Annotated in this window: 24 protein-coding genes and 2 pseudogenes; 18 read left to right on the plus strand and 8 right to left on the minus strand. The window is 51.7% G+C overall.

All coding sequences use genetic code 11. From position 1 onward, the window contains the following. Nucleotides 1–714: 714 nt before the first annotated feature. A complete protein-coding gene (locus tag AC6I8B_RS22190) occupies nt 715–864 on the plus strand; it encodes a putative hemolysin (protein WP_235603816.1) in 150 nt (49 codons plus the stop codon). Nucleotides 865–1,401: 537 nt separating this feature from the next. Here the strand turns inward: AC6I8B_RS22190 and AC6I8B_RS22195 are convergent. The 3 genes from AC6I8B_RS22195 to AC6I8B_RS22205 all read right to left on the minus strand — a co-directional run bounded on the left by AC6I8B_RS22195 (nt 1,402) and on the right by AC6I8B_RS22205 (nt 3,896). Next, complete coding sequence (locus AC6I8B_RS22195) at nt 1,402–1,605, minus strand: Hha/YmoA family nucleoid-associated regulatory protein (RefSeq protein WP_010257166.1); 204 nt, start codon at nt 1,603–1,605, stop codon at nt 1,402–1,404. A 234-nt stretch (nt 1,606–1,839) separates the two neighbouring features. After that, the gene (locus AC6I8B_RS22200) at nt 1,840–2,283 is read right to left on the minus strand and encodes a PACE efflux transporter (protein WP_033744181.1); all 444 of its coding nucleotides are present in this window, start codon (nt 2,281–2,283) and stop codon (nt 1,840–1,842) included. Between the two features lie 602 nt (nt 2,284–2,885). Then, the gene (locus AC6I8B_RS22205) at nt 2,886–3,896 is read right to left on the minus strand and encodes a LacI family DNA-binding transcriptional regulator (RefSeq protein WP_052271859.1); all 1,011 of its coding nucleotides are present in this window, start codon (nt 3,894–3,896) and stop codon (nt 2,886–2,888) included. 108 nt (nt 3,897–4,004) lie between these two features. Here AC6I8B_RS22205 and AC6I8B_RS22210 point away from each other — a divergent pair, with 108 nt between their 5' ends. From AC6I8B_RS22210 to AC6I8B_RS22225, 4 genes are all read left to right on the plus strand, one after another. Then, the gene (locus AC6I8B_RS22210) at nt 4,005–5,018 is read left to right on the plus strand and encodes a Gfo/Idh/MocA family oxidoreductase (RefSeq protein WP_033786442.1); all 1,014 of its coding nucleotides are present in this window, start codon (nt 4,005–4,007) and stop codon (nt 5,016–5,018) included. Nucleotides 5,019–5,161: 143 nt separating this feature from the next. Next, nucleotides 5,162–5,698: a tetratricopeptide repeat protein gene (locus tag AC6I8B_RS22215; protein WP_010257155.1), complete on the plus strand. Its 537-nt coding sequence runs from the start codon at nt 5,162–5,164 to the stop codon at nt 5,696–5,698. Nucleotides 5,699–5,785: 87 nt separating this feature from the next. Beyond that, nucleotides 5,786–6,235, plus strand: coding sequence for a sigma-70 family RNA polymerase sigma factor (locus AC6I8B_RS22220; RefSeq protein ID WP_010257152.1), 450 nt, complete (start codon nt 5,786–5,788; stop codon nt 6,233–6,235). After that, on the plus strand, nt 6,232–7,017 hold the full coding sequence (locus AC6I8B_RS22225) for an anti-sigma factor family protein (protein ID WP_022624292.1): 786 nt from the start codon (nt 6,232–6,234) through the stop codon (nt 7,015–7,017). Before AC6I8B_RS22220 ends, AC6I8B_RS22225 begins: the two co-directional genes overlap by 4 nt. A 22-nt stretch (nt 7,018–7,039) precedes the next feature. On the opposite strand, the gene AC6I8B_RS22230 is transcribed toward AC6I8B_RS22225, so the two are convergent. Then, complete coding sequence (locus AC6I8B_RS22230) at nt 7,040–7,618, minus strand: YceI family protein (RefSeq protein WP_033786444.1); 579 nt, start codon at nt 7,616–7,618, stop codon at nt 7,040–7,042. A gap of 697 nt (nt 7,619–8,315) precedes the next feature. Between AC6I8B_RS22230 and arnB the strand changes: the two genes are divergently transcribed. From arnB to arnF, 7 genes are read left to right on the plus strand one after another with little or no spacing between them, the layout of a single operon-like run. Then, a complete protein-coding gene (gene arnB, locus AC6I8B_RS22235) occupies nt 8,316–9,452 on the plus strand; it encodes a UDP-4-amino-4-deoxy-L-arabinose aminotransferase (protein ID WP_497816594.1) in 1,137 nt (378 codons plus the stop codon). Nucleotide 9,453: 1 nt separating this feature from the next. Continuing rightward, nucleotides 9,454–10,437: an undecaprenyl-phosphate 4-deoxy-4-formamido-L-arabinose transferase gene (arnC, locus tag AC6I8B_RS22240; protein ID WP_010257142.1), complete on the plus strand. Its 984-nt coding sequence runs from the start codon at nt 9,454–9,456 to the stop codon at nt 10,435–10,437. Then, complete coding sequence (arnA, locus tag AC6I8B_RS22245; protein WP_045139866.1) at nt 10,434–12,413, plus strand: bifunctional UDP-4-amino-4-deoxy-L-arabinose formyltransferase/UDP-glucuronic acid oxidase ArnA; 1,980 nt, start codon at nt 10,434–10,436, stop codon at nt 12,411–12,413. Before arnC ends, arnA begins: the two co-directional genes overlap by 4 nt. Next, nucleotides 12,413–13,315, plus strand: coding sequence for a 4-deoxy-4-formamido-L-arabinose-phosphoundecaprenol deformylase (gene arnD, locus AC6I8B_RS22250; protein WP_497817786.1), 903 nt, complete (start codon nt 12,413–12,415; stop codon nt 13,313–13,315). Before arnA ends, arnD begins: the two co-directional genes overlap by 1 nt. Further along, complete coding sequence (gene arnT, locus AC6I8B_RS22255) at nt 13,315–14,982, plus strand: lipid IV(A) 4-amino-4-deoxy-L-arabinosyltransferase (RefSeq protein WP_497817787.1); 1,668 nt, start codon at nt 13,315–13,317, stop codon at nt 14,980–14,982. The genes arnD and arnT overlap by 1 nt, the downstream gene beginning before the upstream one ends. Then, nucleotides 14,982–15,302, plus strand: a complete 321-nt coding sequence (arnE, locus tag AC6I8B_RS22260; RefSeq protein WP_010257131.1) for a 4-amino-4-deoxy-L-arabinose-phosphoundecaprenol flippase subunit ArnE — start codon at nt 14,982–14,984, stop codon at nt 15,300–15,302. Before arnT ends, arnE begins: the two co-directional genes overlap by 1 nt. After that, nucleotides 15,299–15,664 (plus strand): 4-amino-4-deoxy-L-arabinose-phosphoundecaprenol flippase subunit ArnF, encoded by a 366-nt coding sequence (gene arnF, locus AC6I8B_RS22265; protein ID WP_010257128.1) that lies wholly within the window; start codon nt 15,299–15,301, stop codon nt 15,662–15,664. Before arnE ends, arnF begins: the two co-directional genes overlap by 4 nt. 104 nt (nt 15,665–15,768) lie before the next feature. Here the strand turns inward: arnF and AC6I8B_RS22270 are convergent. After that, nucleotides 15,769–15,972 (minus strand): annotated as a pseudogene (locus AC6I8B_RS22270) (haloacid dehalogenase type II); the annotation flags it as partial. A 165-nt stretch (nt 15,973–16,137) separates the two neighbouring features. On the opposite strand from AC6I8B_RS22270, the pseudogene AC6I8B_RS22275 reads away from it, so the two are divergent. From AC6I8B_RS22275 to AC6I8B_RS22285, 3 genes and pseudogenes are all read left to right on the plus strand, one after another. Further along, a pseudogene (locus tag AC6I8B_RS22275) lies at nt 16,138–16,412 on the plus strand (N-6 DNA methylase); the annotation flags it as partial. Between the two features lie 118 nt (nt 16,413–16,530). Next, the gene (locus AC6I8B_RS22280; RefSeq protein WP_031292300.1) at nt 16,531–16,863 is read left to right on the plus strand and encodes a type II toxin-antitoxin system RelE/ParE family toxin; all 333 of its coding nucleotides are present in this window, start codon (nt 16,531–16,533) and stop codon (nt 16,861–16,863) included. Beyond that, nucleotides 16,860–17,150 carry a helix-turn-helix domain-containing protein gene (locus AC6I8B_RS22285; RefSeq protein WP_022624282.1) on the plus strand — a complete coding sequence of 97 codons (291 nt, stop codon included), beginning with the start codon at nt 16,860–16,862 and terminating at the stop codon, nt 17,148–17,150. Before AC6I8B_RS22280 ends, AC6I8B_RS22285 begins: the two co-directional genes overlap by 4 nt. Nucleotides 17,151–17,419: 269 nt before the next feature. Here AC6I8B_RS22285 and AC6I8B_RS22290 read toward each other — a convergent pair whose 3' ends face one another. The 3 genes from AC6I8B_RS22290 to pqiB form a co-directional block, all read right to left on the minus strand. Beyond that, nucleotides 17,420–17,707 carry a type II toxin-antitoxin system RelE family toxin gene (locus AC6I8B_RS22290; RefSeq protein WP_010257115.1) on the minus strand — a complete coding sequence of 96 codons (288 nt, stop codon included), beginning with the start codon at nt 17,705–17,707 and terminating at the stop codon, nt 17,420–17,422. Next, the gene (locus AC6I8B_RS22295; RefSeq protein ID WP_022624281.1) at nt 17,704–17,955 is read right to left on the minus strand and encodes a type II toxin-antitoxin system Phd/YefM family antitoxin; all 252 of its coding nucleotides are present in this window, start codon (nt 17,953–17,955) and stop codon (nt 17,704–17,706) included. The genes AC6I8B_RS22290 and AC6I8B_RS22295 overlap by 4 nt, the downstream gene beginning before the upstream one ends. 140 nt (nt 17,956–18,095) lie before the next feature. After that, nucleotides 18,096–19,748 carry an intermembrane transport protein PqiB gene (pqiB, locus tag AC6I8B_RS22300; protein ID WP_157354180.1) on the minus strand — a complete coding sequence of 551 codons (1,653 nt, stop codon included), beginning with the start codon at nt 19,746–19,748 and terminating at the stop codon, nt 18,096–18,098. A gap of 594 nt (nt 19,749–20,342) precedes the next feature. Here pqiB and AC6I8B_RS22305 point away from each other — a divergent pair. The 3 genes from AC6I8B_RS22305 to yahO all read left to right on the plus strand — a co-directional run bounded on the left by AC6I8B_RS22305 (nt 20,343) and on the right by yahO (nt 22,353). Beyond that, entirely contained in the window at nt 20,343–20,669 is a 327-nt protein-coding gene (locus tag AC6I8B_RS22305; protein ID WP_157354183.1) for a DUF3302 domain-containing protein, read from the plus strand. A 1-nt stretch (nt 20,670) separates the two neighbouring features. Continuing rightward, the gene (locus tag AC6I8B_RS22310; protein ID WP_033781086.1) at nt 20,671–21,807 is read left to right on the plus strand and encodes an HlyD family secretion protein; all 1,137 of its coding nucleotides are present in this window, start codon (nt 20,671–20,673) and stop codon (nt 21,805–21,807) included. A gap of 276 nt (nt 21,808–22,083) precedes the next feature. Next, nucleotides 22,084–22,353 (plus strand): DUF1471 family periplasmic protein YahO, encoded by a 270-nt coding sequence (gene yahO, locus AC6I8B_RS22315; protein ID WP_010257103.1) that lies wholly within the window; start codon nt 22,084–22,086, stop codon nt 22,351–22,353. The last annotated feature ends 263 nt before the right edge of the window (nt 22,354–22,616 follow it).

The following is a 22,616-nucleotide window of genomic DNA, read 5'->3' on the forward strand; positions in this document are numbered from 1 at the left end:
ACTCTTCCTTAAGAATTTATTGATAGTCTGATCGTTAAATGGCACCTGAATCGTGAGTTGTTATTCAGGTGTTAAGCAGCAGCGATATTTAAGCGATACCAATAAGTTGTAGGTTTTATTGATCCCATTAATGGCAGTGCGCATACAAATGTTGCGGGATTATGCAGCGGGAAAAGGATTTATGTAAAGGCATCGCAAGTGTGCCTGTTTTAAGTAAACGTTAAAGGCGATGCCGTATCCGCGAGGAATTTCCATTAAAAATTAAGATAATGCATCGATTGTAATAATGGGGTTTTTGTTAATTATCTTCACATGCATTCTAATTTTGGCTTTATTCATTTTTTAATCACTGCATTAAAGGTCTATCTGCTTATGTGTCGCGTGAGGTTGTTAAGCGCGGGTTTAGTGGCAGCACGCTATAATTATGTATCGCTACCCGCAGTGGTGAGTGCAGAGTGGACGGCAGAATGGAAACATGATGATTGTCACCCCTGAGGTTAACATGTGGCAGGAGAAAGGAGGATTCCTGATAAAGTCGTTGTTGTGCTATCAGACTTAATCACACCACTGGAGGGTAAATGCTTAATTCACAAAAATAAGGTTAAGAGAGGTTTTATGACCGTCACAAACAGGTTAGCAGGAGTTTCACTGATGTTACTGGCTTCACTACTTATCGCCTGCACACCGCACAGCAAGGAACCGCAGCGATTAACAATGCGTAATCCAGCCAGTGAATATTGCGTTAATCGCGGTGGTCAGCAGGTCCAGGAAAAATCTTCGGCAGGTATAACAACCTATTGCCTGCTACCCTCTGGAGAAAGGATTGAGCAGTGGGCTCTGTATCATCGTGACCATCTGAAATGAATTCCCGTTTTGTTCGCCTGCATGCTCCCTGTTCGGGCGAACAACATTTAAATTTAATGGTATTGAATCATCTGAATCTGCTTAATACACCCTTGCTTAACGACTGAGCAGCCTTTTTTATCACCCTGACACGATTTGCCGTTCCGTGATCGGTGCTGGTGGAGCATGAGCTAAATTGGCAGCATATCGCCTGAACAGATAATCATTATCGTAGTCGTGTGAGTCCGTAAGGCATTATTTGTACGAGCTTTTCTGAATACAACAGATGAAGCCAGTTTTGGCGTCATATTTAAAACGGTTTACAGTGGTCTGGCAGGTTTGTCTTACTATTTCTTACAGCGCTTTATGTCGTGCGTTTGTTGAGAATGACAGAGCATCACAGCACTAAAGGTGATGCTCTGATTTATCTGTTCACCGATTCTGCCCGACGGAGATCAAAATGCATCGCGCCAGGATTATCAGGAATTGATGATCTGCAGGGTGATCAGCCCTCAGCAGATAATGGGTTATGAGTGATCATGCCCTCCTTTTTACGCCTCAGCACACCAGTCTCCATACTTCTGAAGGAACTTCACTGTAGGTTTCATTCATTATTAGTTCGGCTTTACGATGATCGTAAGCGCCTTCAAATGAAGAGAGGTCGTCACCAGGCAGTTTTTTCCGCATATAGCTTGTTACGATATCCAGAATATCGGTTGACGGGCAGTTCCTTAACTTATTCAGATAGTAGACTTTGTCCATAATATTCTTGCTGCTTTAACCTGTGAAATGAGCTTATACGCAGTCTGAACTTAATTTATGCAGACGCGCCGTTATATCAATGCTGCCAGGCGAGAGTAAGCTTCTCCTGACAACAGATATACTTGTTTCCTTACGCATCGGATACATTCGGGCGCGATCACTCGCACGCGAAGTTCCATTAGCCGGCTAAGCGAAAGGTTAATTTCTGAAAGTAAATTTTAATGACATGATACATTAATTTAATATCTTCATTGATTTTGCTGATCTTCCCCAATCCCATAACAAATTGAACAGAAAAGCATAGGTCAGAAAAAATAGCACCAGTCCGGATTCAAGTCTCAACGCTGAGAATAGCGTAATGTCCAGCCACCATGCTGCAAAGGGGATTAACACTAATAACAGACCCGCCTCAAACAGAACGGCATGGAGGCATCTCACTCGCAAGTTCTTTTTAAATCCTGTTTTTAGCTGAACACTGTCAAACATCAGGTTGAACAGGTAGTTCCATCCCATAGCCAGAGTTGATGAAACCAATGTAAGCAACAACGACTGCGATGGTGCTGCGGAGGTAAAAATAATCAGGATAAAGAAAACCAGCACATTAGCGACAACTTCGAATACCACTGCGTGCAGCACCCTCTCAGTTCTGGTACGCACCGGATATAAACACTTTTCCAAATCATACGCTCATTAATTAGTCAGGCACCGTACTGGCGCAGGAAAAATTCAGGGTGGCCGTAATATCAGTGAAACGGTTCTTCATACTGCCCTGTTTTAAACCGACGAGAACTTAGCATCAACCTGGCAGAAAGTGAAACCCAATAGGAATATGACGATAAAAACCCATTAAGTTTTGATATTGATCAACTCTGCAAAGTACGCTTTTAATGGCTAACCGTTCAGGACTGCGAGTGTTATTCCTGCTCTGTTTCCGCACCTCTGTCGCACATTAATTCACCCGTTTCACTTCGCTGTTTGTTCAGTCGGATACGATATTAACGTCATTACTCTGCATCTAAATATTAAAACCATAAAAAATGCATATATAGATTTATATTTTAATATTTAGATAATAGTTAGATTTTTTATCTGACATAAAGGGGCGGTTTCAGCTTGTCACTGCAATCAGATTATCTGTGGCAGGCTATTTTCTATGCACTTCTGAGCCAGTGAGCCACTTTCCCGGGCACTGCTTCGCGCGGGAAATAGTGCTGAATGCAATGATCGACGGCAGGTAAAGCATATTTCTTTACCGGTGGATATGACACAACGGGCAATCTTTACAGACAGTTTTCTGCCGTATAAATGATGAAATCCACTTTTCCGTTAATGTAGATATCGGGTTTCTCTCCCTGCTCCAGATAATTCAGCATCAGCTGCAGCGCGAGCTGGGCATGCTGCCCGGTGTTTTGATCCAGTGTCAGCGCAACGCTCTGCTGCGCCATCAGCGTGCGGGTGGTGGCGTAAAGCTCATGAGTGATCCAGATGCACTGATTCAGCCGACGATGTCGTGCCAGCGCCTGCCCGATCTCGGTATTCCCCAGCCCGGTGTTATAAATGCCCTGGAGATGACCGCTCTGAACCAGCTGCTTCTCCAGCAACTTACTGAGGGTGTCGCGATTTTCCTGGGCGGCCAGAACTTCACGTAACTGAAGATGGGGAAACCGACTGGTTATCAGGTCACGGAACCCTTCAATACGCTGACGATGTGCGCTGTAATCCCGGTGCCCACTGACCATCAACACCTCACCGGGTTGATGCAGCATTTTGCCCATCAGCTGAGCGGCTGTACGTCCGGCCTGCAACTGATTGATCCCCACATGACAGAGTCGGGCGGCACCGGGTAAATCGGTGACCAGCGAGATCACCGGTACACCACGCGCCTGGCAATGGTCCAGCGCCTCATAGATCGCCGGATGTTCATGGGCAAAAACGATCAGACCATCCCGCGTTTCACCGCCCTGCCTGATAAGCTTTGCCAGACGTTCTGGCTGAGCCTCGGGGACAAAAGTGCGGCGCAGCGTTAACCGGCGATAGCCCAGATGCGAGGCAACCTCAGTAAAATCCTGTGCCAGCTGCTTAAAGAAAAACGAATCGTTGCTGCTCAGCAGCAGTTCTATCTGCCACGGATGACGATGCTCCTCCGGCAGGATCCGCTTCAGCCCGACTTCACGTGCTGCCTGCAGCACCCTGTGAACCGTCTCCGGCGCGACGCCGCCACGTTCATTGAGCACCCGATCCACGGTTGCCAGTCCCACACCTGCCCGTCGGGCGACCTCTTTCAGCGACATGCCGATCTCCTCTGAGGTAAACACCTCAAAACACCGTGCCGCCAGTGTAAAACGCAGCGTTATCCTGCAGATGCATCTTTCTGCCGGACTATGATGGAGTTCAAAAAAATGAATAAAAAGCAACGTGTTGCCCTGCTGGGGTGTGGCTTTATTGGTGAAGTTCATGCCGCGAATCTTCAGGCGCACCCCGGAGTTGAGTTGGTATGGGTCGCGGATGCGGATCCCGCGCGCGCCGCCGCCTTTGCGACCCGCTTTGGTGCCCGGGCCGCGTCTGTCACCGAGGCGATAAATGATGAGCAGATTGGTATGGTGCTGATCGCCAGCGCGACGCCGACCCATGCTGACTTACTGGAAGCCGCAGCCCGCGCCGGTAAAGCTATTTACTGTGAAAAACCGGTCGATCTCTCTCTTGAGCGGGCCCGCTCTGCCGTGGCTAATGTTCTCCCCTACAACGTGCCGGTCACAGTAGGGTTTAATCGGCGTTTTGATGTCAGCCATCAGCAGCTGAAGCAACAACTCCGCCAGGGGCGGATCGGCCCGGCGGAACTGATTCAGATGGTCTGCCGCTCCTCAGCCATGCCGCCGCTGGCCTATCTTCAGGCGTCCGGCGGGCAAATGCGCGATCAGGCTATCCACTTTTTTGACCTGCTGCGCTGGCTGACTGAAGAGGAGGTGACAGAGGTGGCTGCGATGGGTGCTGCGCTGGCTCTGCCCTCGATCAGCGAATTTGACGACGTGGACACCAGCACGCTGCTATTGCGGCTGCAGGGCGGGGCGCTGGCACAGCTCGATAATGTCCGCCGCACCGGCTATGGCTACGATGAACGCATCAGTGTGATGGGACCGCACGGGATGCTGGAATCAGCCTCTCAGCCACAGCGCGGCGTCAGCTGCTATCAGGGTGCGCAGATTCAGCAGCCAGGCTTGTTGCCCGACTGGTTCAGCCGGGTGCAGCCAACTTACTATGCTCATCTGGATGCATTTATCCGATCGCTGAACGGTGAGCAGGTTGACGATCTTCCTGGCCTTGAGGATGGACTGAAAGCCCAGGCGATTGCGGAAGCTGCGGTGATCTCCCTGGCGGAACGGCGTTTCTGTGCGGTGGAAAAACTACCGTTCTGATTCAGCGTGGCACCCTGGCAAAAAATAATTTTATTTTTATCGAATAGAAACTGGCGCTGAGCTGTTTACCGTACAGCGCCGCGCTAGCGGACTGCATCCGGCGGGCTTTATCGCCTGTCTCACAGACCCGATAAGGATAAATTATGACAACGCGTTCTGGTTTTTCTCTGCTTGCCGTTCCGGCACTGCTGCTGATGCTGCACTCTCCGCTGAGTATGGCGATGGGCGACAATGACAGTGATAAAAAGACGCCTGACTGCCCCAAAGGTCAGGTCTATGACAGTCACACTAAAAGTTGTGTGCCTGAGAAGACCAGCAAGCTGAGTGACGACGATAAAACCCGCTATGCCTGGCATCTGGCGAAAAAGGGCGAATATCAGGCGGCGCTGAACCTGCTGGATACGCTGAAAAATCAGGATACCCGTGAAGCCTGGAACTATCGTGGTTACGCCACCCGTAAACTGGGCCGCACGGACGAGGGCATTGGCTATTATCAGCGCGCCATTGCACTTGATCCCCGTTACGCTAAAGTGCGTGAATATCTGGGCGAAGCCTGGATGATCAAAGGGCGTCCGGATCTGGCGCGTGAACAGTTAAAAACCATTGCCGGGATTTGTGGTACAGACTGCGAGGAATACCGCGATCTGCAGGCCGCGATCAATGGCCACCCCGAGGTCTGATGCGGAAGGGAGGAGCGAAAAATCACTCACAGTGACATCCGTCAGCATCTTGCGGAACATCTGACGCGGCTCTGGCGTTACGGCTATGTGCTGTCACACAACCGTGACATGGCAGAAGAGCTGGTGCAGTCAACCTGCGTACGCGCGCTGGAACGCAGCGCGCAGTTCACGCCGGGCACACGCATTGATCGATGGCTTTTTTCGATCCTTCACTCCATCTGGGCCAGTGATTTACGGGCGCGAAAGGTCCGGCAGGGACAGGGATTCGTGGATCCCGATGCGCTGCTGGCCGCAGACAACCACACCAACAGCGACGACAACCGCCATTTCCAGCGCATTATGCTACAGGTTAACGCCTTACCCGAGGCGCAGCGTAATGCACTGTTTCTGGTGTATGTCGAAGGTCTGACCTATCAGGAGGCGGCAGAGACGCTCTCGGTTCCCATTGGCACTATTATGAGCCGTCTGGCCGCCGCACGTGCCACGCTGGCCAGACAGCCGGCGACCTCGCCCGCACCGCAGGAGAAACGGAGATGAACAGGGAAACTTTTACGCCACCGTGGCGCGATGAGGCAATCGTTGCCTGGCTGGATGGTGAGATGACGCCACAGGAAGCCGTGCAGTTTGAGCAGGCGATGGCAGGGGATCCCGAACTGGCGGCACGGGTTGAGCATTTACAGCACAGTAATCTCGATTTTGAACAGGCTTTTGCGCCGCTGCTGGAACAGGCACCGCAGGCCAGAATGGCACAGCAACTGGCAGCCATCACGGCACCAGAGTCAATGCCAGCCAAAGGCTACAGCCGTCGGGCACTGATTGCTGCGTCTGTCAGCTTTTTGCTGGTGGGCAGTGGCATCGGTTTCCTGGCAAGACCGGAAGATGATGAGAAAGATGAAAGCCAGAATATCCGCGATCTGGAGGCGCGTTATATGTCGCTCTACAGTGCTGAAACGCTGGCCGATACGCCTGATGACGCCGCCATGCTGCAAAGGGGGCTGGACCGTACCCGACTCGATTTAGGATTGCAGCTGCATCCTCAGCAACTCAGCCTGCCAGGGGCTGAACTGAAAATGGTGCGGATCCTGCGCTACGAACGGACGTCGATTGCACAAATCGCCTGGCTGCATGCTGATTATGGCCCGATGGCGCTCTGTATCTCGCCTGAGCCGGACAGCGCGAATCCCATCGCCCATGAAAAGCGCCATGGCATGCAACTGGCCTGGTGGAAGCGTGACGGCTATCAATATGTGCTGATTGGCCGCAACCCACCGGCTCAACTGGCTGCCACAGCGGAAACATTGCAGACAGCACTCAGTTAATCGGACCCTTCAGCGGTTACCGCTACAGCGGCTTTCTGCCCTGCGCGGCAATGGCCAGCGCAATGTTGACGCGATCATCAACCACCCCGACCAGCCGATCCATTCCGAAGGCTGAGCGGGAGATGGCGGTGGAGGCATGTAGCGCCAGCGAACCTGAAGCCGGATCAATTGTCTTTCCGCTGTCCAGCGAGGCCAGCATCACGACTGGCCGGCTGACATTTTTAACCGTCAGCACACCAAAAATACGATAATTGCCGCCACCCAGTGAGGCCACGCGACTACTGACAAAGTGAATGTTTGGGTAACGCTCTGCATCAAAAAACAGGTTACTTTTCAGTTGCCAGGTTAACAGGCTGTTCGAGGCCACCAGTGTCCCTACCGGAATAGTCACTTCAATACGATCGTCACGGTCTTCATCAGGGTTGAGTGTCACCGTGCCGCTCACACCCTGCAGTCTGGCCTGCGAAAATTGGTGACCAAAGGCGCGCCATGAAAGGCCTATCGACGTTTTATCGGGGGTAATGGCATAGGTTACCGGCGCGGCGTAAAGCACCGGGCTGAGCAGGGCTAACAGAGTGCATAAACAGGCGGCACGCATCATCACTATTTTCTCTTTTTTAGGCAGACCCAACGTTAACGCCTGAAACCGCGATCCTATTCACTTTTTTTAGCACTGTTTTTACCTTACAGGCACAGGTAATCTGACAGATATTAACTGACTGTCACTTGAGAATCACCAAAGTGTAATGATTATTGCAAGGGCAGAACATTAATAACGAAAAATATTAAGAATACATTAAGACGGCTTTATTAATCTGTGATTCTCCTGATATGAGCGGATCGCTATTTTTTTCGATGTGATACTGTGAGTAGCAGGCTGAATTTAGCCCAGCAATATCAGCGTGTTAATTTTTCTCTCCAGAAGTGACTTCATCAGGATGAGCTGAACCCTGCTCTGGTGACTGACAGAGCCTGCTGTTTTTAAACAAAATATCAATAAATCAAAAAGAGTTGAGGTCACGCCTATTATTAGCCATTTAATAGTGAACTTTTTCTGAAATCCTTAACTTGCTCTCCCTTGATTTTATTTCAATTCACACTCTTCATTTAATGTTCAGTTAACTTTCATACGGTAGTTTGTATTAGCAGTCCGGTAACCTTAATTCCAGAACGGGAAAGCGTGGTGTCGATAACACCCTGGCCGACTGTGAGTCATTCGCTATTTCAATTATTTTCCGGCGTTGTGCCTGATTAACAACGCGCGACAGCTTATGGGTTTGATCTGCAGGAGTTTTAGCATGGATTTTTTGCCATTTTCCCGGCCTTCATTCGGTGATGAAGAGCTGGCTGCTGTTAAAGCGGTATTTGACTCTGGCTGGATAACGACCGGGGCAAAATGCGCCGAACTGGAGCAGGCCTTTGTTCAGATGACCGGCAACCAGCACGCCATTGCAGTAAGCTCTGCCACTGCCGGAATGCATGTCACGCTGATGGCGATGGGGATCGGGCCTGGCGATGAGGTGATCACGCCGTCCATGACCTGGGTCTCTACCCTGAACCTGATCACGCTTCTGGGTGCCACGCCGGTGATGATTGATGTGGATCCCGACAACCTGATGATCACGCCGGACCGGATAGCGCAGGCGATTACGCCCCGCACCCGCGTGATTATTCCGGTGCATTACGCTGGTGTACCTGCCGATCTCGCGCCAATCTATCAACTGGCTCAACAGCATGGCATCGCCATTATTGAAGATGCGGCTCACGCGGTGGGCACCACTTATTACCAAAAACCGGTCGGGCATCGCGGTACGGCGATTTTCTCTTTCCACGCCATCAAGAATATCACCTGCGCGGAAGGGGGCCTGGTGGTGACCGATGACGCCACTCTCGCCGATCGTATACGCAGCCTGAAGTTTCATGGCCTGGCAGTAGATGCGTTTGATCGTCAGACCCAGGGGCGTCTGCCGCAGGCGGAAGTCATGATGCCGGGCTTTAAATACAATCTGCCCGATATCAGCGCGGCGATTGCGCTGGTGCAGTTACAGAAACTGCCGGGCTTTATTGCCCGCCGCCGTGAGATTGCTGAACGCTATCTTGAAGCGCTGCGCACGCTGCCGTTCACGCCGCTGTCACTGCCCGCCTGGCCACATCAGCATGCGTGGCACCTGTTTATTATTCGCATTGATGAACAGCGCTGCGGTCTGTCGCGCGATGCCTTTATGCAGGCACTGAAGACGCGGGATATCGGCAGCGGATTGCATTTCCGTGCGGCGCATACCCACAAATATTACCGCGAGCACTATCCCGATTTACGTCTTCCCGCCAGTGAACTTAACAGCCAGCAGATGTGTTCGATTCCACTGTTTCCGTCAATGACGGATCAGGATGTCGAACGTGTGATTCAGGCTTTACATGACATTGCCGGAGCCTGAGATGCGCGATATTAAACCGATCAATATGCTCTCCGTGGTCATCCCGGTCTATAACGAGCAGGAGAGTCTGCCGGAGCTGCTTCAGCGCACCTGCGCCGCCTGTGACTCAATTAAGATTGAGTATGAAATTCTGCTGGTGGATGACGGCAGCAGCGATCGTTCTGCCGAACTGATTGAACAGGCCGCCACCGTTCCCGGCAGCCGGATAACCGGCGTGCTGCTCAACCGCAACTACGGTCAGCATTCCGCCATCATGGCCGGATTCAGCCAGGTTCGTGGCGATCTGATTATTACGCTGGATGCCGATCTGCAGAACCCGCCGGAAGAGATCCCGCGGCTGGTAGACGCCGCACGTCAGGGTTATGACGTGGTGGGTACCGTCCGTCAGCAGCGCCAGGACAGCTGGTTCCGTCGGAAGGCCTCGCGCACGCTCAACCGGCTGATTCAGCGGGTCACCGGTAAGGCGATGGGCGATTACGGCTGCATGCTGCGCGCCTATCGTCGCCACATCGTCGAGGCGATGCTCAACTGTCACGAACGCAGCACTTTTATTCCGATCCTGGCCAACACCTTTGCCCGACACACCATTGAGCTGCCGGTGATCCATGCCGAGCGCGCTTTTGGCGATTCGAAATACAGCTTTATGCGCCTGATCAACCTGATGTACGACCTGGTGACCTGTCTGACCACCACGCCGCTGCGATTGCTCAGCGTGGTCGGCAGCCTGATAGCGCTCTCCGGCTTCGCCTTCTCTTTGGTGTTGATCGTGTTGCGACTCTTTTTTGGTGCGGCCTGGGCGGGTGACGGCGTCTTCGTGTTGTTCGCCGTGCTGTTTATGTTTATCGGCGCCCAGTTTGTGGGTATGGGACTGCTCGGGGAGTACATCGGGCGCATTTACAACGACGTTCGGGCGCGTCCGCGCTATTTCGTTCAACGCATTGTTCACGCTCCAGAAGAGCCTTCAGTACAGGATATTCAATCATGAAGACCGTTGTTTTCGCCTATCACGACATGGGCTGTGTCGGCATCAATGCGCTGCTGAGTGCAGGCTATGAAATCACCGCCATTTTTACTCACAACGATGTGGCGACCGAAAACCACTTTTTCGGCTCAGTAGCCCGTCTGGCGGCAGAGCATGGCATTCCGGTCTATGCACCTGACGAGGCGAATCACCCGATCTGGCTTGACCGCATCCGCACCATGGCGCCAGAAATGATCTTCTCCTTCTACTATCGCCATCTGCTGAGTGATGAGATCCTGCAATGCGCTCAAAAGGGTGCTTTTAACCTGCACGGCTCGCTGCTGCCAAAATATCGCGGCCGGGCACCGCTGAACTGGGCGCTGGTCAACGGCGAAACTGAAACGGGCGTTACGCTACATCGCATGGTAAAGCGCGCGGATGCCGGTAATATTCTGGCGCAGCAGAAGGTCGCTATTGAGGATCAGGACAATGCGCTGACGCTGCATCGTAAACTGACCCAAGCTGCAGTGCAGTTGCTCGGCGACGTTTTACCTCGTCTGCGCGAGGGTGAGGTGAGTGAATGGCCACAGGATGAAAGTCAGGCGACCCGGGTTGATCGCCGCACGGCCGAAGATGGCCGCATTGACTGGAATCAGCCTGCTCAGACGATTCACAATCTGGTCAGAGCGGTTACCGATCCCTGGCCTGGCGCATTCGCCTTTGCCGGTTCGGTTAAATTTATCGTCTGGAAGAGCCGGGTTCATCCGCAGCAGCATCAGGCAAAGCCAGGGACGGTACTTTCTAAGCAGCCCTTCCTGATCGCCTGTGGCGAAGGCGCGCTGGAAATCCAGACCGGCCAGTCCGAGCATGGCGTTTACATGAATGGCAGCCAGTTGGCGCAGAGTCTGGGCATCGTCCCTGGCGCACTGCTCTATTCAAAACCGCAGTCAGCGCTGCAACGTCGTACCCGCGTGCTGATCCTTGGCGTTAACGGCTTTATCGGTAATCATCTCACTGAGCGTTTGTTACAGGATGAGCATTTCGAGGTCTATGGCCTGGATATCAGTTCAGACGCGATCAGCCGCTTCCTGGATCATCCGCGCTTCCATTTCGTCGAAGGGGATATCGCTATCCATTCCGAATGGATTGAGTATCACATCAAAAAATGCGACGTCATCCTGCCGCTGGTAGCCATCGCCACGCCAATTGAGTACACCCGCAATCCACTGCGCGTGTTTGAACTCGATTTCGAAGAGAACCTGAAAATTATTCGCGACTGTGTGAAGTATCAGAAGCGCATCATTTTCCCATCCACTTCAGAAGTTTACGGCATGTGTACCGATGACAGCTTCGATGAGGATTGCTCTAATCTGGTCGTCGGGCCGATCAACAAACAGCGCTGGATCTACTCGGTATCCAAACAGCTGCTGGACCGCGTTATCTGGGCCTACGGCGAAAAAGAGGGGCTGCGTTTTACCCTGTTCCGTCCGTTCAACTGGATGGGACCGCGTCTGGATAACCTTAATGCAGCGCGCATCGGCAGTTCCCGCGCGATAACCCAGCTCATCCTCAACCTGGTAGAAGGTTCGCCCATTAAGCTGATTGACGGCGGCAAACAGAAGCGCTGTTTTACCGATATTCAGGATGGCGTTGAGGCGCTATTCCGCATTATCGAAAACAAACAGCTGAATTGTGATGGTCAGATCATCAATATCGGTAATCCGGACAACGAAGCCAGTATCAAAGAGCTGGCCGAGCAGCTGCTGGCCAGCTTTGAGCGTCATCCGCTGCGCAGCCAGTTTCCGCCGTTTGCCGGTTTCCGCGAAGTAGAAAGCAGCAGCTACTACGGCAAAGGCTATCAGGATGTGGAGCACCGTAAACCGGCTATCCGCAATGCGCGTCGCTTACTCGGCTGGACACCGACCGTGACGATGGATGTCACTATCGACAACACGCTCGACTTCTTCCTGCGCACCGTTGAGCCACAGGCTGATAAGTGATGAAGAAGATCGGTCTGCGGATTGACGTAGATACCTGGCGCGGCACGAAGCAGGGCGTGCCGGCGCTGCTTGAGCTGTTCCGGCGTCATGCGGTGCGGGGCAGCTTTTTCTTCAGCGTGGGACCAGACAACATGGGCCGCCATCTCTGGCGGCTGGTGAAACCGGCGTTTCTTATGAAGATGCTGCGCTCCCGTGCCGCGTCGCTCTATGGCTGGGACATCCTGCTCGCCGGAACGGCGTGGCCGGGAAAGCAGATGGGACGGAGATTGCGGCACATCATGCAGGACGCCACTCGTCAGCACGAAGTCGGTCTGCACGCCTGGGACCATTTTGCCTGGCAGACCTGGGCCGGCGTCTGGCCGCAGGATAAGCTGGTTGAGCAGATAGCACGCGGCACCGAAACGCTGAGTGAGATACTCGGTCATCCTGTCAGCTGTTCGGCCGCCGCGGGCTGGCGAGCCGATGGCCGGGTGATCGCCGCCAAACAGGACTTTGGCTTTCACTACAACAGCGACTGTCGCGGCAGCGGCCCGTTCCGGCCCATGCTGCCGGATGGACAGATCGGTACCGTACAGATTCCGGTGACGTTGCCCACATGGGATGAAGTGGTTGGCCGCGAGGTCAGCGCAGAAGGCTATAACGACTACATTCTGGCGAAAATGCTCTCTTCTGATGATGGGGCGGTCTACACCGTGCATGCCGAAGTCGAAGGGATTATCGGCTACCCGGACTTTGACCAGCTGCTGGCTGCTGCGGACCGTCACGGCATTCAGTTCTGTCCGTTAAGCGAGCTGCTGCCCGACGATCTAAGTACCTTGCCGGTGGGCAGGGTGGTCAGAGGCGAAATCCCCGGACGGGAAGGGTGGCAGGGCTGCCAGAAACTGACTGAAGAGGCGAACTAGTGCGGATACGTAACAACACGAAGTGGCTACTTTTTTTCAGCTTTTTTATTCTCTATTACCTGCTTCCGCCGATGTTCCGCGACCTCTGGCAACCGGATGAGACCCGTTATGCGGAGATCAGCCGGGAGATGCTGGCAACCGGTAACTGGGTGACGCCACACTTCTTCGGTCTGCGCTATTTTGAAAAACCGATTGCGGGTTACTGGGTCAACTCGCTGGGTCAGTGGCTGTTTGGCCACAACAACTTTGGCGTGCGGGCGGGATCGATATTCTCCACGGCGATGACCGCCGTGCTGATCTACTGGCTCGGCAGGCGGCTGTTTAGTTCGGAACGCACGGCTGCCGTCGGCACGATTATTTTCCTCAGTTCGCTGCTGGTCTATGCTGTCGGCACCTATGCGGTGCTCGATCCGATGCTGATGCTCTGGCTGGCTGCCGCGATGTGCAGCTTCTGGCTGGCGACGGAGGCCAGCGGACGCGCCGGGCGGGCGGGCGGCTATCTGCTGCTGGGTCTCGCCTGCGGCATGGGGTTTATGACCAAAGGCTTTCTGGCGCTGGCAGTGCCTGTGCTGGCGATTCTGCCTTGGGCGATCTGGCGGCAGCGACTGCGCGAACTGCTCTGCTTCGGTCCGCTGGCGCTGCTCTCAGCCGCGGCGATCAGCGCACCCTGGGCGCTGGCGATCTATCATCAGGCACCGGATTTCTGGCACTACTTCTTCTGGGTTGAGCATATTCAGCGCTTTGCTGAGGACAATGCCCAGCACAAAGCGCCTTTCTGGTATTACCTGCCGGTTCTGCTGCTGGGAACGCTGCCGTGGCTGGCGCTGTTACCGGGCGCATTGATGACCGGCTGGCGCGAGCGTCAGCAGCATCCCGGTGCGCTCTATCTGCTGAGCTGGACGGTGATGCCGCTGCTGTTTTTCAGCCTGGCAAAAGGCAAGCTGCCAACCTATATCCTGCCCTGTTTTGTGCCGCTGTCGCTGCTGATGGCGCACTATGGCCTGAACGCCGCACAGCGGGCAGGGCGCCCATTAACAGTCAATGGCTGGCTCAACCTGATTTTCGGCATCATTACCCTGGCAACGGTCGTGCTGGTGCTCGCTCCCTGGAGTGTGACGCATCATCCGCTGTTCACCACGCACGAGATGCTGAAGCTTGCGCTGGGGGCACTGGCATTTCTCATCTGGGGGCTGGTGGGCGCATATAGCTGCCGCTCTGCACAGCGCCGCTGGCTGGCGGCCGCGCTTTGCCCGCTGGGCGTCGCGCTGTTTATTGGCGCGGCAATCCCGGATAAAATCCGCGACGCCAAACAGCCGCAGCGTTTTGTCTCGACGATCAGCCAGCGTCTGGCCTCAAGTCACTTTATCCTGGCGGACAATCCCGGCGTGGCATCTGCCGCAGCCTGGCATCTGCAACGTAGCGATATCGGCTTCTATGACACCAAAGGCGAGCTGGAATATGGGCTGGGCTACCCTGATGCGCAATCCCGCTTTGTCTCTCAGGCGGACTTCGGCGGCTGGCTTGCCGATCATCGCCGTACGGGAAGCGTATCACTGCTGTTGCTGGTTGATTCAGTACACAGTGATATCGGCGAGGATGTTCCGGTGCCGGACGCCGTCTATCGCCAGGGCAGGCTGGTCTGCCTCTATTACAGTCAGATGAAGTGATGCTGCTGCTGATTGTACTGGTCAGTCTGCTCAGTTGCAGCGCGCAACTGTGCCAGAAACAGGCGACTCACGCGGCATCGCGCCGGGTCCGCTTAAGCTGGATTGGGGTGAGCGTGCTGTTGCTGGGTGTCGCGATGCTTCTCTGGCTGCTGGTGCTGCAGCGGGTGCCTGTCAGCCAGGCCTATCCGATGCTGAGCCTTAACTTCATTTTCGTTGCGCTGGCAGGACGCATCCTCTGGCGCGAGCGCCTGACGCTGCGCCAGATCTTCGGCACGCTACTGGTGGTGACGGGTGTGGCGCTGATGGCGAGCCAGCTATGAAAGGGTATGGATGGGTCGCATGCAGCGTGCTGCTGGTCTCAGCGGCACAGCTGATGATGCGCTGGGCGATGCCGCGTCTGCCCGATGTCAGCAGCATAACGTCGCTGCCTGCTGTTGCCCTGCTGCCCGCCTTGCTGCTGCTGGCCGGTCTGGGCGCTTATGGTGTTTCAATGCTCTGCTGGATTCGGGCGCTGCGCTATTTTCCGCTGAACCGCGTCTATCCGCTGCTCAGCCTCAGTTATGTGCTGGTGTGGCTGGTGGCTGTCTGTCTGCCGGTATTCCATGAGGCGTTCAGCTGGCACAGCCTGGCGGGCGTAGTGATTATTGTCATCGGCCTGCTGTGTATCGTGGTTAAGCCCTGATTTAAGAATATTGTTAGTGTTTTCGCATCAACTACGCCTTTTATTAGCGTTTTTGGGCAGCGAGTAACTCTCGCGGCATTAAAGTATTTGCGGTAAACGGCGGGTCAGCAAAGCGGTTTTATCTTAGTGGCTAACGCACCTATATCGCTGACGATCAGATCGGGTGCAGGTGCCAGCGGGTAGAGTGCCTGTCCTTTGCGGGTAATAAATGCAGTTTTCATGTCTGCACGTTTTGCTCCACCCACATCCCAGCCATGCGCAGCCACCATCATGCACTCTGATACGGGCTTGCCCATCTCTTTCATCGCTTACTGATGCGCTGGGGAGACTCTATCCGCTGAAACAGGCATGCAATGAGAACGGGGACTGTGAAACGTTCATGTTTGCAGAAATGTACTGCGGCGGGATAACGGACATTTATGCCCGTATCGGTGTGCGTTACTTCCGCCTGCTTAATTACACCCACATAACCGATGCTACCTTATGCAGATTGCCTGATTGAAGCCGGATTTAATCCATCAGTTCAGATGTCCGTCAGTTGATTTGATATTGATCCTGTCACGGTGGATATGGCGTTTATACAGCTTTCCCTGCTGGGCATTGCAGCTGAGGTTGTCACCGGTAATACGCTGACGCTGGAGTTTAACCGGGTGCGCTATACACCGGCTTACTATCTCAACGATTTTGAAGAATGTCTCAAAGCCAGCGCCGGATCAAGGCGATGCTGGATTTTATCAGGGCAATGTAGGCCATGGACAAAACAGCAGGAAACTACATGGTAGGGAAGCAGTGGTTACGGGTTTGTATGGGTGCATGAGTAATGCAGAAATTGCACAATATACGAAATTTCGTATAATGAGGTGATGATGCGTAAGAAAATCAGTTTTATTGACAGCAGTCTTGAGGATCTACGGGCTTTCCCGGAAGAGGCCCGGACCGCATCAGGGTATCAGCTTGACCTGATCCAGCAGGGACTGGAGCCGGACGACTGGAAGCATTTTGCTACGGTAGGTCAGGGAGCACGTGAAATCCGAATCCGGGGTAATGACGGCATTTTCCGGATCATGTATGTCGCCAAATTTGAAGAAGCCGTGTATGTGCTGCACTGTTTCCAGAAAAAGACACAAAAGACCAGCCAGAGTGACGTAGAACTTGCCCGAAATCGTTATCGCCGATTGGTTGAGGAGCGTAAAAAATGAATATTCAGACTTTTGATAATGTGTGGGACGCTCTTAGCGAAACGCCAGAGCAGGCGGAAAATATGAAACTCCGCGCCGAGTTAGTAGGCCGCCTGAATAGCTGGATTAAACGTAATGGCCTGAATCAGGCCACTGCTGCTGCTGCGCTGGGCGTTTCACAGCCCAGAGTGTCCGAGCTGGCAGGAGGTCGGATCAACTGCTTTTCAATTGATAAGCTGGTCAGCATGATGTCACATGCCGGACTGCACATAACCAGTATTGAGATAAGCGAACCAGAGGAAGCTTGAGCTGCCTTTTTGCATCGCGCGAACTGTCAGGACGGTAGCCCCTTCGGGGCAGGATAAACCCGGTGCTGATGCACCGGCTATACCCTTTCACCTGACCGTCTTCATCCCTTCTCATCTGACGCTGATAGCTTGCCGTTTCTGCTATCAAGTGACACTACCAAATTGGCCATCTGCAGAAGTGCGCATAATACTAATTATGTTAAATAAAGTGTCTGATTATCAATATCGCTTGAATTACGTCAATACTCATCGGACACAGCCCTCCCTCCCTACCGCATCCTCTCACTGGCAAGATGATAAACATCGCTGCGCTCGCGTTTACCCACAGCAACAACGGCAATCACCAGCTGATCGTCTATTACCTGATAAACCAGGCGAAACCCGGACGCTCTGAGTTTGATTTTATAGCAGTCTTTAATCCCACGTAGTCTGGCAGAAGGAATATGGGGATTGTCACAACATTTCTTCAGTTTTTTGGCAAACTGCTGCTGAAGAGATTTGTCCAGCTTCTGCCATTCTTTAAATGCCTCTTCCCTGAATTTGACGGTATAACTCACAAAAGCGCATCCAAATCGACATCAAGCAGACGCTGGCCGCTGCGTTCACTGACCAGCTTAACCAGTTCCTGATCGTCAAGGGCATCAAGCATTTGTTCATAAAGCTCAGCCGGGACGCAATAGAATGCAGGCTGGTTGCGGTTAAGAATGGCGACAGGATAACCGTCACCTGCACTAACCGTGGCCATCGGGTTTTTCTTCAGTTCGCTTACGCTGGCACTGGTATCGCTTAAAATAATGTTTGGCATAGAGCCTCCAGGACTGCTTAACAGGTCTTTATAGTAGCAGCCTGAAGACCTGATAACCAGTCTCTTTCAATAGATACAAATGGCTATATTTGATGAACTGCAAAGGCTGAATGAGCTATTTGAAATGCCGGAAGATGGGATTATTTTTCATTTCTCTTTTTCGCGCCGACAGGAACAGGATCTTCAGTTGCAGCATCCTGAATAATCAGCGCATTGCTTTTCTTATCTAAGGTCTTGAGTAGCGGCTGCAATTCTCTGAGTACAAGGTCCAGACGCTGCATATCCCCCGTCAGTTTTTGATATACGGGCGAACCAGGCTGAATACCTTTTATGCTACGGCTGAGCTGTTGCAGGCTTTGCTGCATATCCTCAGACAGTGTTTTCATTGCAGGGCTGCTGATAAATCCATCAATATGCCTGAGCGATTTTTGTATTTCTGTCATGGTGCGCTGACTTTGTTTTAGCGTACCGGTCGCAACTGAAATCAGTGGCCGAAGCGGAAGGCTGTTCATCTTATCCACTATAGCCACAATCTTTTGCTGTATCTGGTTTAAACCACCAGGCGTTGTGGGGATGACTTTGTAACCCGCGACGATATCCGGTCCTTTGTCGGGTGCAACATTTGCATAATAGTCTAAGTCGATAAACAGCGAACCGGAAAGCAGACTGCCTGTTTTCAGGGAGCCTCTTAACCCCTGTTTTTTACCCAGCTGTAGCTTTTTCTCCAGGTCAAAGTCTTCCCTCATACTGCTCATGAATCTCTGGGGTTCAATGTGAATCAGTACGGGAACCTCATAATGGCTGCGAAAATTCTGGGTTATCTCTGGCGAGTTAAAAGGAACCTGAGCAACCGTCCCCAGGCGTATTCCACGAAACTCGACAGGCGCGCCTGCCTGAAGTCCGCGAACAGAATCGGAAAAGAACATCACGAAGTCGAGGTGTTCGGTATAACGAGAATTCGCGATGCTTCGCAGATCGTCATAAAGAGTATAAGTTGCTACGCCCTTAACCGGCTGGCCCAGGGCCACGCCTTCAGGCAGGTCAAAACTGACCCCGCCACTTAATAATGTGGTGATGGACCCCATCTCCACGCGCATCCCGGATGAGGATAAATCCACAGCAATCCCACTATTCTTCCAGAAACGAACGTTTGAGGTGACAAGCTGATCAAAGGGCGAAGCGATAAAAACCTGATAACGCATCATCCTTTTTTCCATATCAAACCGGCTGTTCTCGACTGACCCGACACGCAGGCCGCGAAACAGAACCGGGTAGCCCGGCATGAGTTGCCCCGCTTCACGACTATTAAGCGTGATTCTGATCCCGTTTGCATTCGGTGAGGCCTGGGGAGGCGCATCTGACAGCCGATAGCGTTCCGGCGCTGGCCCCGGAGAACCTGGCTGTAAGGCTATATAGGCGCCTGAGAACAAGGTACTTAAGCCCGTTATCCCCTCGAATCCAATTTCAGGCCTGACCACCCAAAAAGCGCTATTGCCGTGCAATAGTTTTTGCATACCAGTGTGCATGCGAACCTTGATCTCGACGTGCTTAAGATCGTCAGTAAGCTCGGTACTTTCAACGACACCCACATCAATGTTGCGGTTTTTTATTACGGTTTTACCTGCCTTAATCCCCTGTGCGTTTTCGGTCATCAGAATCACCAGAGGTCCCTGCTGGCTTTTATGGTAATACAATAAAAAGGCACCAATGAGCAGCGTGACAAAGGGAATGATCCAGACAGAAGACCATCTTTTGTCGGGGTTTACATGAGCACTATCCGGCTTATCCGACAAAGTATGGACTCGTGTAAGAACAGAGTAACCTGAACTTTTCAGGGCGTTCTGTTGAAGCAGGATTCGATCCCAGAGCTATGTATTCGCTCGTCTTTCCTGAGGCCATGATAGTTAATCTCATCATTAAGCGTTAAATTTCGATAAGTCAGGATCATAAAATCTACTATCAAACGGAGATCCATTATTTTCCAGTAAATAATGGATCGGATAGTATGTAATAACTTCGGAACAGGAGGGTTAATAAGTATAAAGATATTTTTTTAAATAAAGCTTAAAAAATACAAATCTGTGATCAATGTGTCATGTTATTTTAATAAAATCAAATCAATCAGTTACCAACATCATGGAGGTTAGCGACTCAAAATAAAGTGGAATGATCCTGCGTTTAAAGTGTAATAAATCCACTAAAATCATCACTAATGAACAGGATTGTTTATCCCCGTCATTGCTGGAGTGCCTCAAATCCCTGAGCACAGCATGATTTTCTGGTATTGCGTCTGTCAACGAGGTGTGTCAGGTTAACTCTTTTACGAATTGAAATATTCTTGCAGCCGATCTATTTTTACTTCGCATTCCAATTTAGCAGAGGCACCTATGTTCCTTAACTATTTTGCTTTGGGTATGCTGATCTTCGTTTTCATAATTATTTTTTATGGAGTTATCGTTCTTCATGATATTCCTTATTTAATCGCAAAGTCCCGTAATCATCCTCATGCCGATGCCATTCACGTCGCAGGTTGGGTAAGTTTGTTTACACTGCATGTCATATGGCCTTTCCTGTGGATCTGGGCCACTCTTTATCGTCCTGAGCGCGGCTGGGGGATGCAGAGTCAATACACTTCATTACTGGAACTGCAGCAGCGCGTAGCAGAACTGGAGCGTTTACAGGCTGATTCGAAACCGCTGCGACCGGAGCGATGATATGGATCTGCTCATTATTTTAAGCTACGTTGCGATAGCCTGGGCTGTTTTTAAAATATTTCGCATACCCGTCAATAAATGGACAGTGCCAACAGCGGCCCTCGGTGGCGTTTTTCTGGTCAGTGCGCTAATTCTGCTAATGAATTATAACCATCCCTATACGTCACTGGCACAAAAAGCGGTTGTCGCGATTCCTGTTACCCCACAAGTGACTGGCGTCGTAAATGAAGTTACTGATAAAAAAGAAGTGCTTATTAAAAAGGGAGAAATGCTCTTCACCCTGGATCAGACACGTTATAAGGTCCGCGTCGAAAGATTACAAGCCGACCTGAGCACCGCTATTAATAATATTGAAGCGATGAAAGGACAATTAAGCGAAGCCGTTGCCTACACAACCCATGTATCTGCTGAGCGGGATAGATTATTTCTGGACTATCAACGCTATCTCAAAGGCAGTAAGGCAAAAGTCAATCCATTCTCCGAACGTGATATTGATAATGCCAGACAGGTATTTCTGGCACAGGATGCCCTGGTAAAAGGTTCTTTGGCGGAACAGGAGCAGCTCAGAAGCCAGTTGACCAGTGTATCAGGAGGAGAACAATCCCAGATAGCCAGTCTGCGCGCGCAATTAGCAGAAGCCCGGTATAACCTGGATCAGACGGTTGTTCGCGCACCCAGTGATGGTTATGTCACTCAGGTCTTAATCCGTCCCGGAAGCTACGCAGCCGCCCTGCCGCTGCGTCCGGTCATGATATTCATTCCTGTACAAAAGCGTCAGATCATTGCTCAGTTCAGACAAAATTCCCTGCTTCGCCTGACGGCGGGAGATGAAGCAGAGGTCGTTTTTAATGCCCTTCCGGGACAGGTATTCTCAGGAAAACTGCTCAGAGTTTTGCCAGTGGTTCCAGGCGGAGCTTATCAGGCACAGGGAACGGTGCAATCACTGAGCCTTGCTTCAGGTTCTGATGGCGTATTAGCCATAATTGAATTAAACCCAAATCAGGACGTTGATGCATTGCCAGACGGCATATTTGCTCAGGTTGCGGTCTATTCTGACCACTTCACGCATGTTTCGGTCATGCGTAAAATTTTGCTTAGAATGACCAGCTGGGTGCATTACCTCTACCTGGATCACTGATGATGATAAATATATCCTTAACTTTCCATCGATTAACCGTTGGCCCCCATTTCAGAAGATGTTAATCAGAACAGTTATGAGCGGCCTGACTTTGTAATAAGCCCTGATTTGAAATTACCCTGAAAACACGGCGGGTGGTTAATTAAATTACTGATCGGTTATCACAAAACAGGATCGTAAATAAGCTTTTGAAATAGCTGTTTGCATTGAATATGCTATGTTTTAAATGTAGTTACGAATTCTAATCGTCTTTTATAACATTCCGAGGATACGCATATGAAAAAATTAATTTTTGGTGTGGTTATTTGCTCTTTATCGTTTGGCTCATTTGCTGCCGAAATGATGTCAAAGAATGATTTTATGAAAGTGAAGGATCAGTATGAAAAGATAGGCGATATCTCAACATCAGGTGAGACCAGCCCTTCAGATGCAAAAGCGGAGCTATCAGAAATGGCCGATAAAAAAGGCGGCGATGTGTTCGTGCTGACCTCAGCCAATACGAATAACAAAATTAAAGGTACCGCTGATGTATACAAGAAAAAATAGCGAAGTAACGAAGCTATCTGACTGAAATACAGACTGAAATAGATGATTTTTTTCGGAGCCTCAGGAAATATGTTCTTAATACAGGTTAATCGATGCCCTTTACTAACGTAAAGGGCATCTTTCTTACAGCACCATCAGGACTTTAAACCGTTTTCAGCGAGGATGAGCTGAACGTCGGTGACAGGACCTTATCGGCCCAGGCTGATGCGCGGATAACACGTCACGCTAATCCACCTGCACTTGCATTAACTCCAGGCGATGAC

The organism is Pantoea sp. X-Soil-ISGK-285 (assembly GCF_059730815.1).

What these genes read in the sequence shown, in the direction of transcription:
- AC6I8B_RS22190 (WP_235603816.1), top strand. Translation starts at nt 715, where the DNA reads ATGCGTAATCCAGCCAGTGAATATTGCGTTAATCGCGGTGGTCAGCAG.
- AC6I8B_RS22195 (WP_010257166.1), bottom strand. Translation starts at nt 1,605, where the DNA reads ATGGACAAAGTCTACTATCTGAATAAGTTAAGGAACTGCCCGTCAACC.
- AC6I8B_RS22205 (WP_052271859.1), bottom strand. Translation starts at nt 3,896, where the DNA reads ATGTCGCTGAAAGAGGTCGCCCGACGGGCAGGTGTGGGACTGGCAACC.
- AC6I8B_RS22210 (WP_033786442.1), top strand. Translation starts at nt 4,005, where the DNA reads ATGAATAAAAAGCAACGTGTTGCCCTGCTGGGGTGTGGCTTTATTGGT.
- AC6I8B_RS22215 (WP_010257155.1), top strand. Translation starts at nt 5,162, where the DNA reads ATGACAACGCGTTCTGGTTTTTCTCTGCTTGCCGTTCCGGCACTGCTG.
- AC6I8B_RS22225 (WP_022624292.1), top strand. Translation starts at nt 6,232, where the DNA reads ATGAACAGGGAAACTTTTACGCCACCGTGGCGCGATGAGGCAATCGTT.
- AC6I8B_RS22230 (WP_033786444.1), bottom strand. Translation starts at nt 7,618, where the DNA reads ATGATGCGTGCCGCCTGTTTATGCACTCTGTTAGCCCTGCTCAGCCCG.
- arnB (WP_497816594.1), top strand. Translation starts at nt 8,316, where the DNA reads ATGGATTTTTTGCCATTTTCCCGGCCTTCATTCGGTGATGAAGAGCTG.
- arnC (WP_010257142.1), top strand. Translation starts at nt 9,454, where the DNA reads ATGCGCGATATTAAACCGATCAATATGCTCTCCGTGGTCATCCCGGTC.
- arnA (WP_045139866.1), top strand. Translation starts at nt 10,434, where the DNA reads ATGAAGACCGTTGTTTTCGCCTATCACGACATGGGCTGTGTCGGCATC.
- arnD (WP_497817786.1), top strand. Translation starts at nt 12,413, where the DNA reads ATGAAGAAGATCGGTCTGCGGATTGACGTAGATACCTGGCGCGGCACG.
- arnE (WP_010257131.1), top strand. Translation starts at nt 14,982, where the DNA reads ATGCTGCTGCTGATTGTACTGGTCAGTCTGCTCAGTTGCAGCGCGCAA.
- arnF (WP_010257128.1), top strand. Translation starts at nt 15,299, where the DNA reads ATGAAAGGGTATGGATGGGTCGCATGCAGCGTGCTGCTGGTCTCAGCG.
- AC6I8B_RS22280 (WP_031292300.1), top strand. Translation starts at nt 16,531, where the DNA reads ATGCGTAAGAAAATCAGTTTTATTGACAGCAGTCTTGAGGATCTACGG.
- AC6I8B_RS22285 (WP_022624282.1), top strand. Translation starts at nt 16,860, where the DNA reads ATGAATATTCAGACTTTTGATAATGTGTGGGACGCTCTTAGCGAAACG.
- AC6I8B_RS22295 (WP_022624281.1), bottom strand. Translation starts at nt 17,955, where the DNA reads ATGCCAAACATTATTTTAAGCGATACCAGTGCCAGCGTAAGCGAACTG.
- AC6I8B_RS22305 (WP_157354183.1), top strand. Translation starts at nt 20,343, where the DNA reads ATGTTCCTTAACTATTTTGCTTTGGGTATGCTGATCTTCGTTTTCATA.
- AC6I8B_RS22310 (WP_033781086.1), top strand. Translation starts at nt 20,671, where the DNA reads ATGGATCTGCTCATTATTTTAAGCTACGTTGCGATAGCCTGGGCTGTT.
- yahO (WP_010257103.1), top strand. Translation starts at nt 22,084, where the DNA reads ATGAAAAAATTAATTTTTGGTGTGGTTATTTGCTCTTTATCGTTTGGC.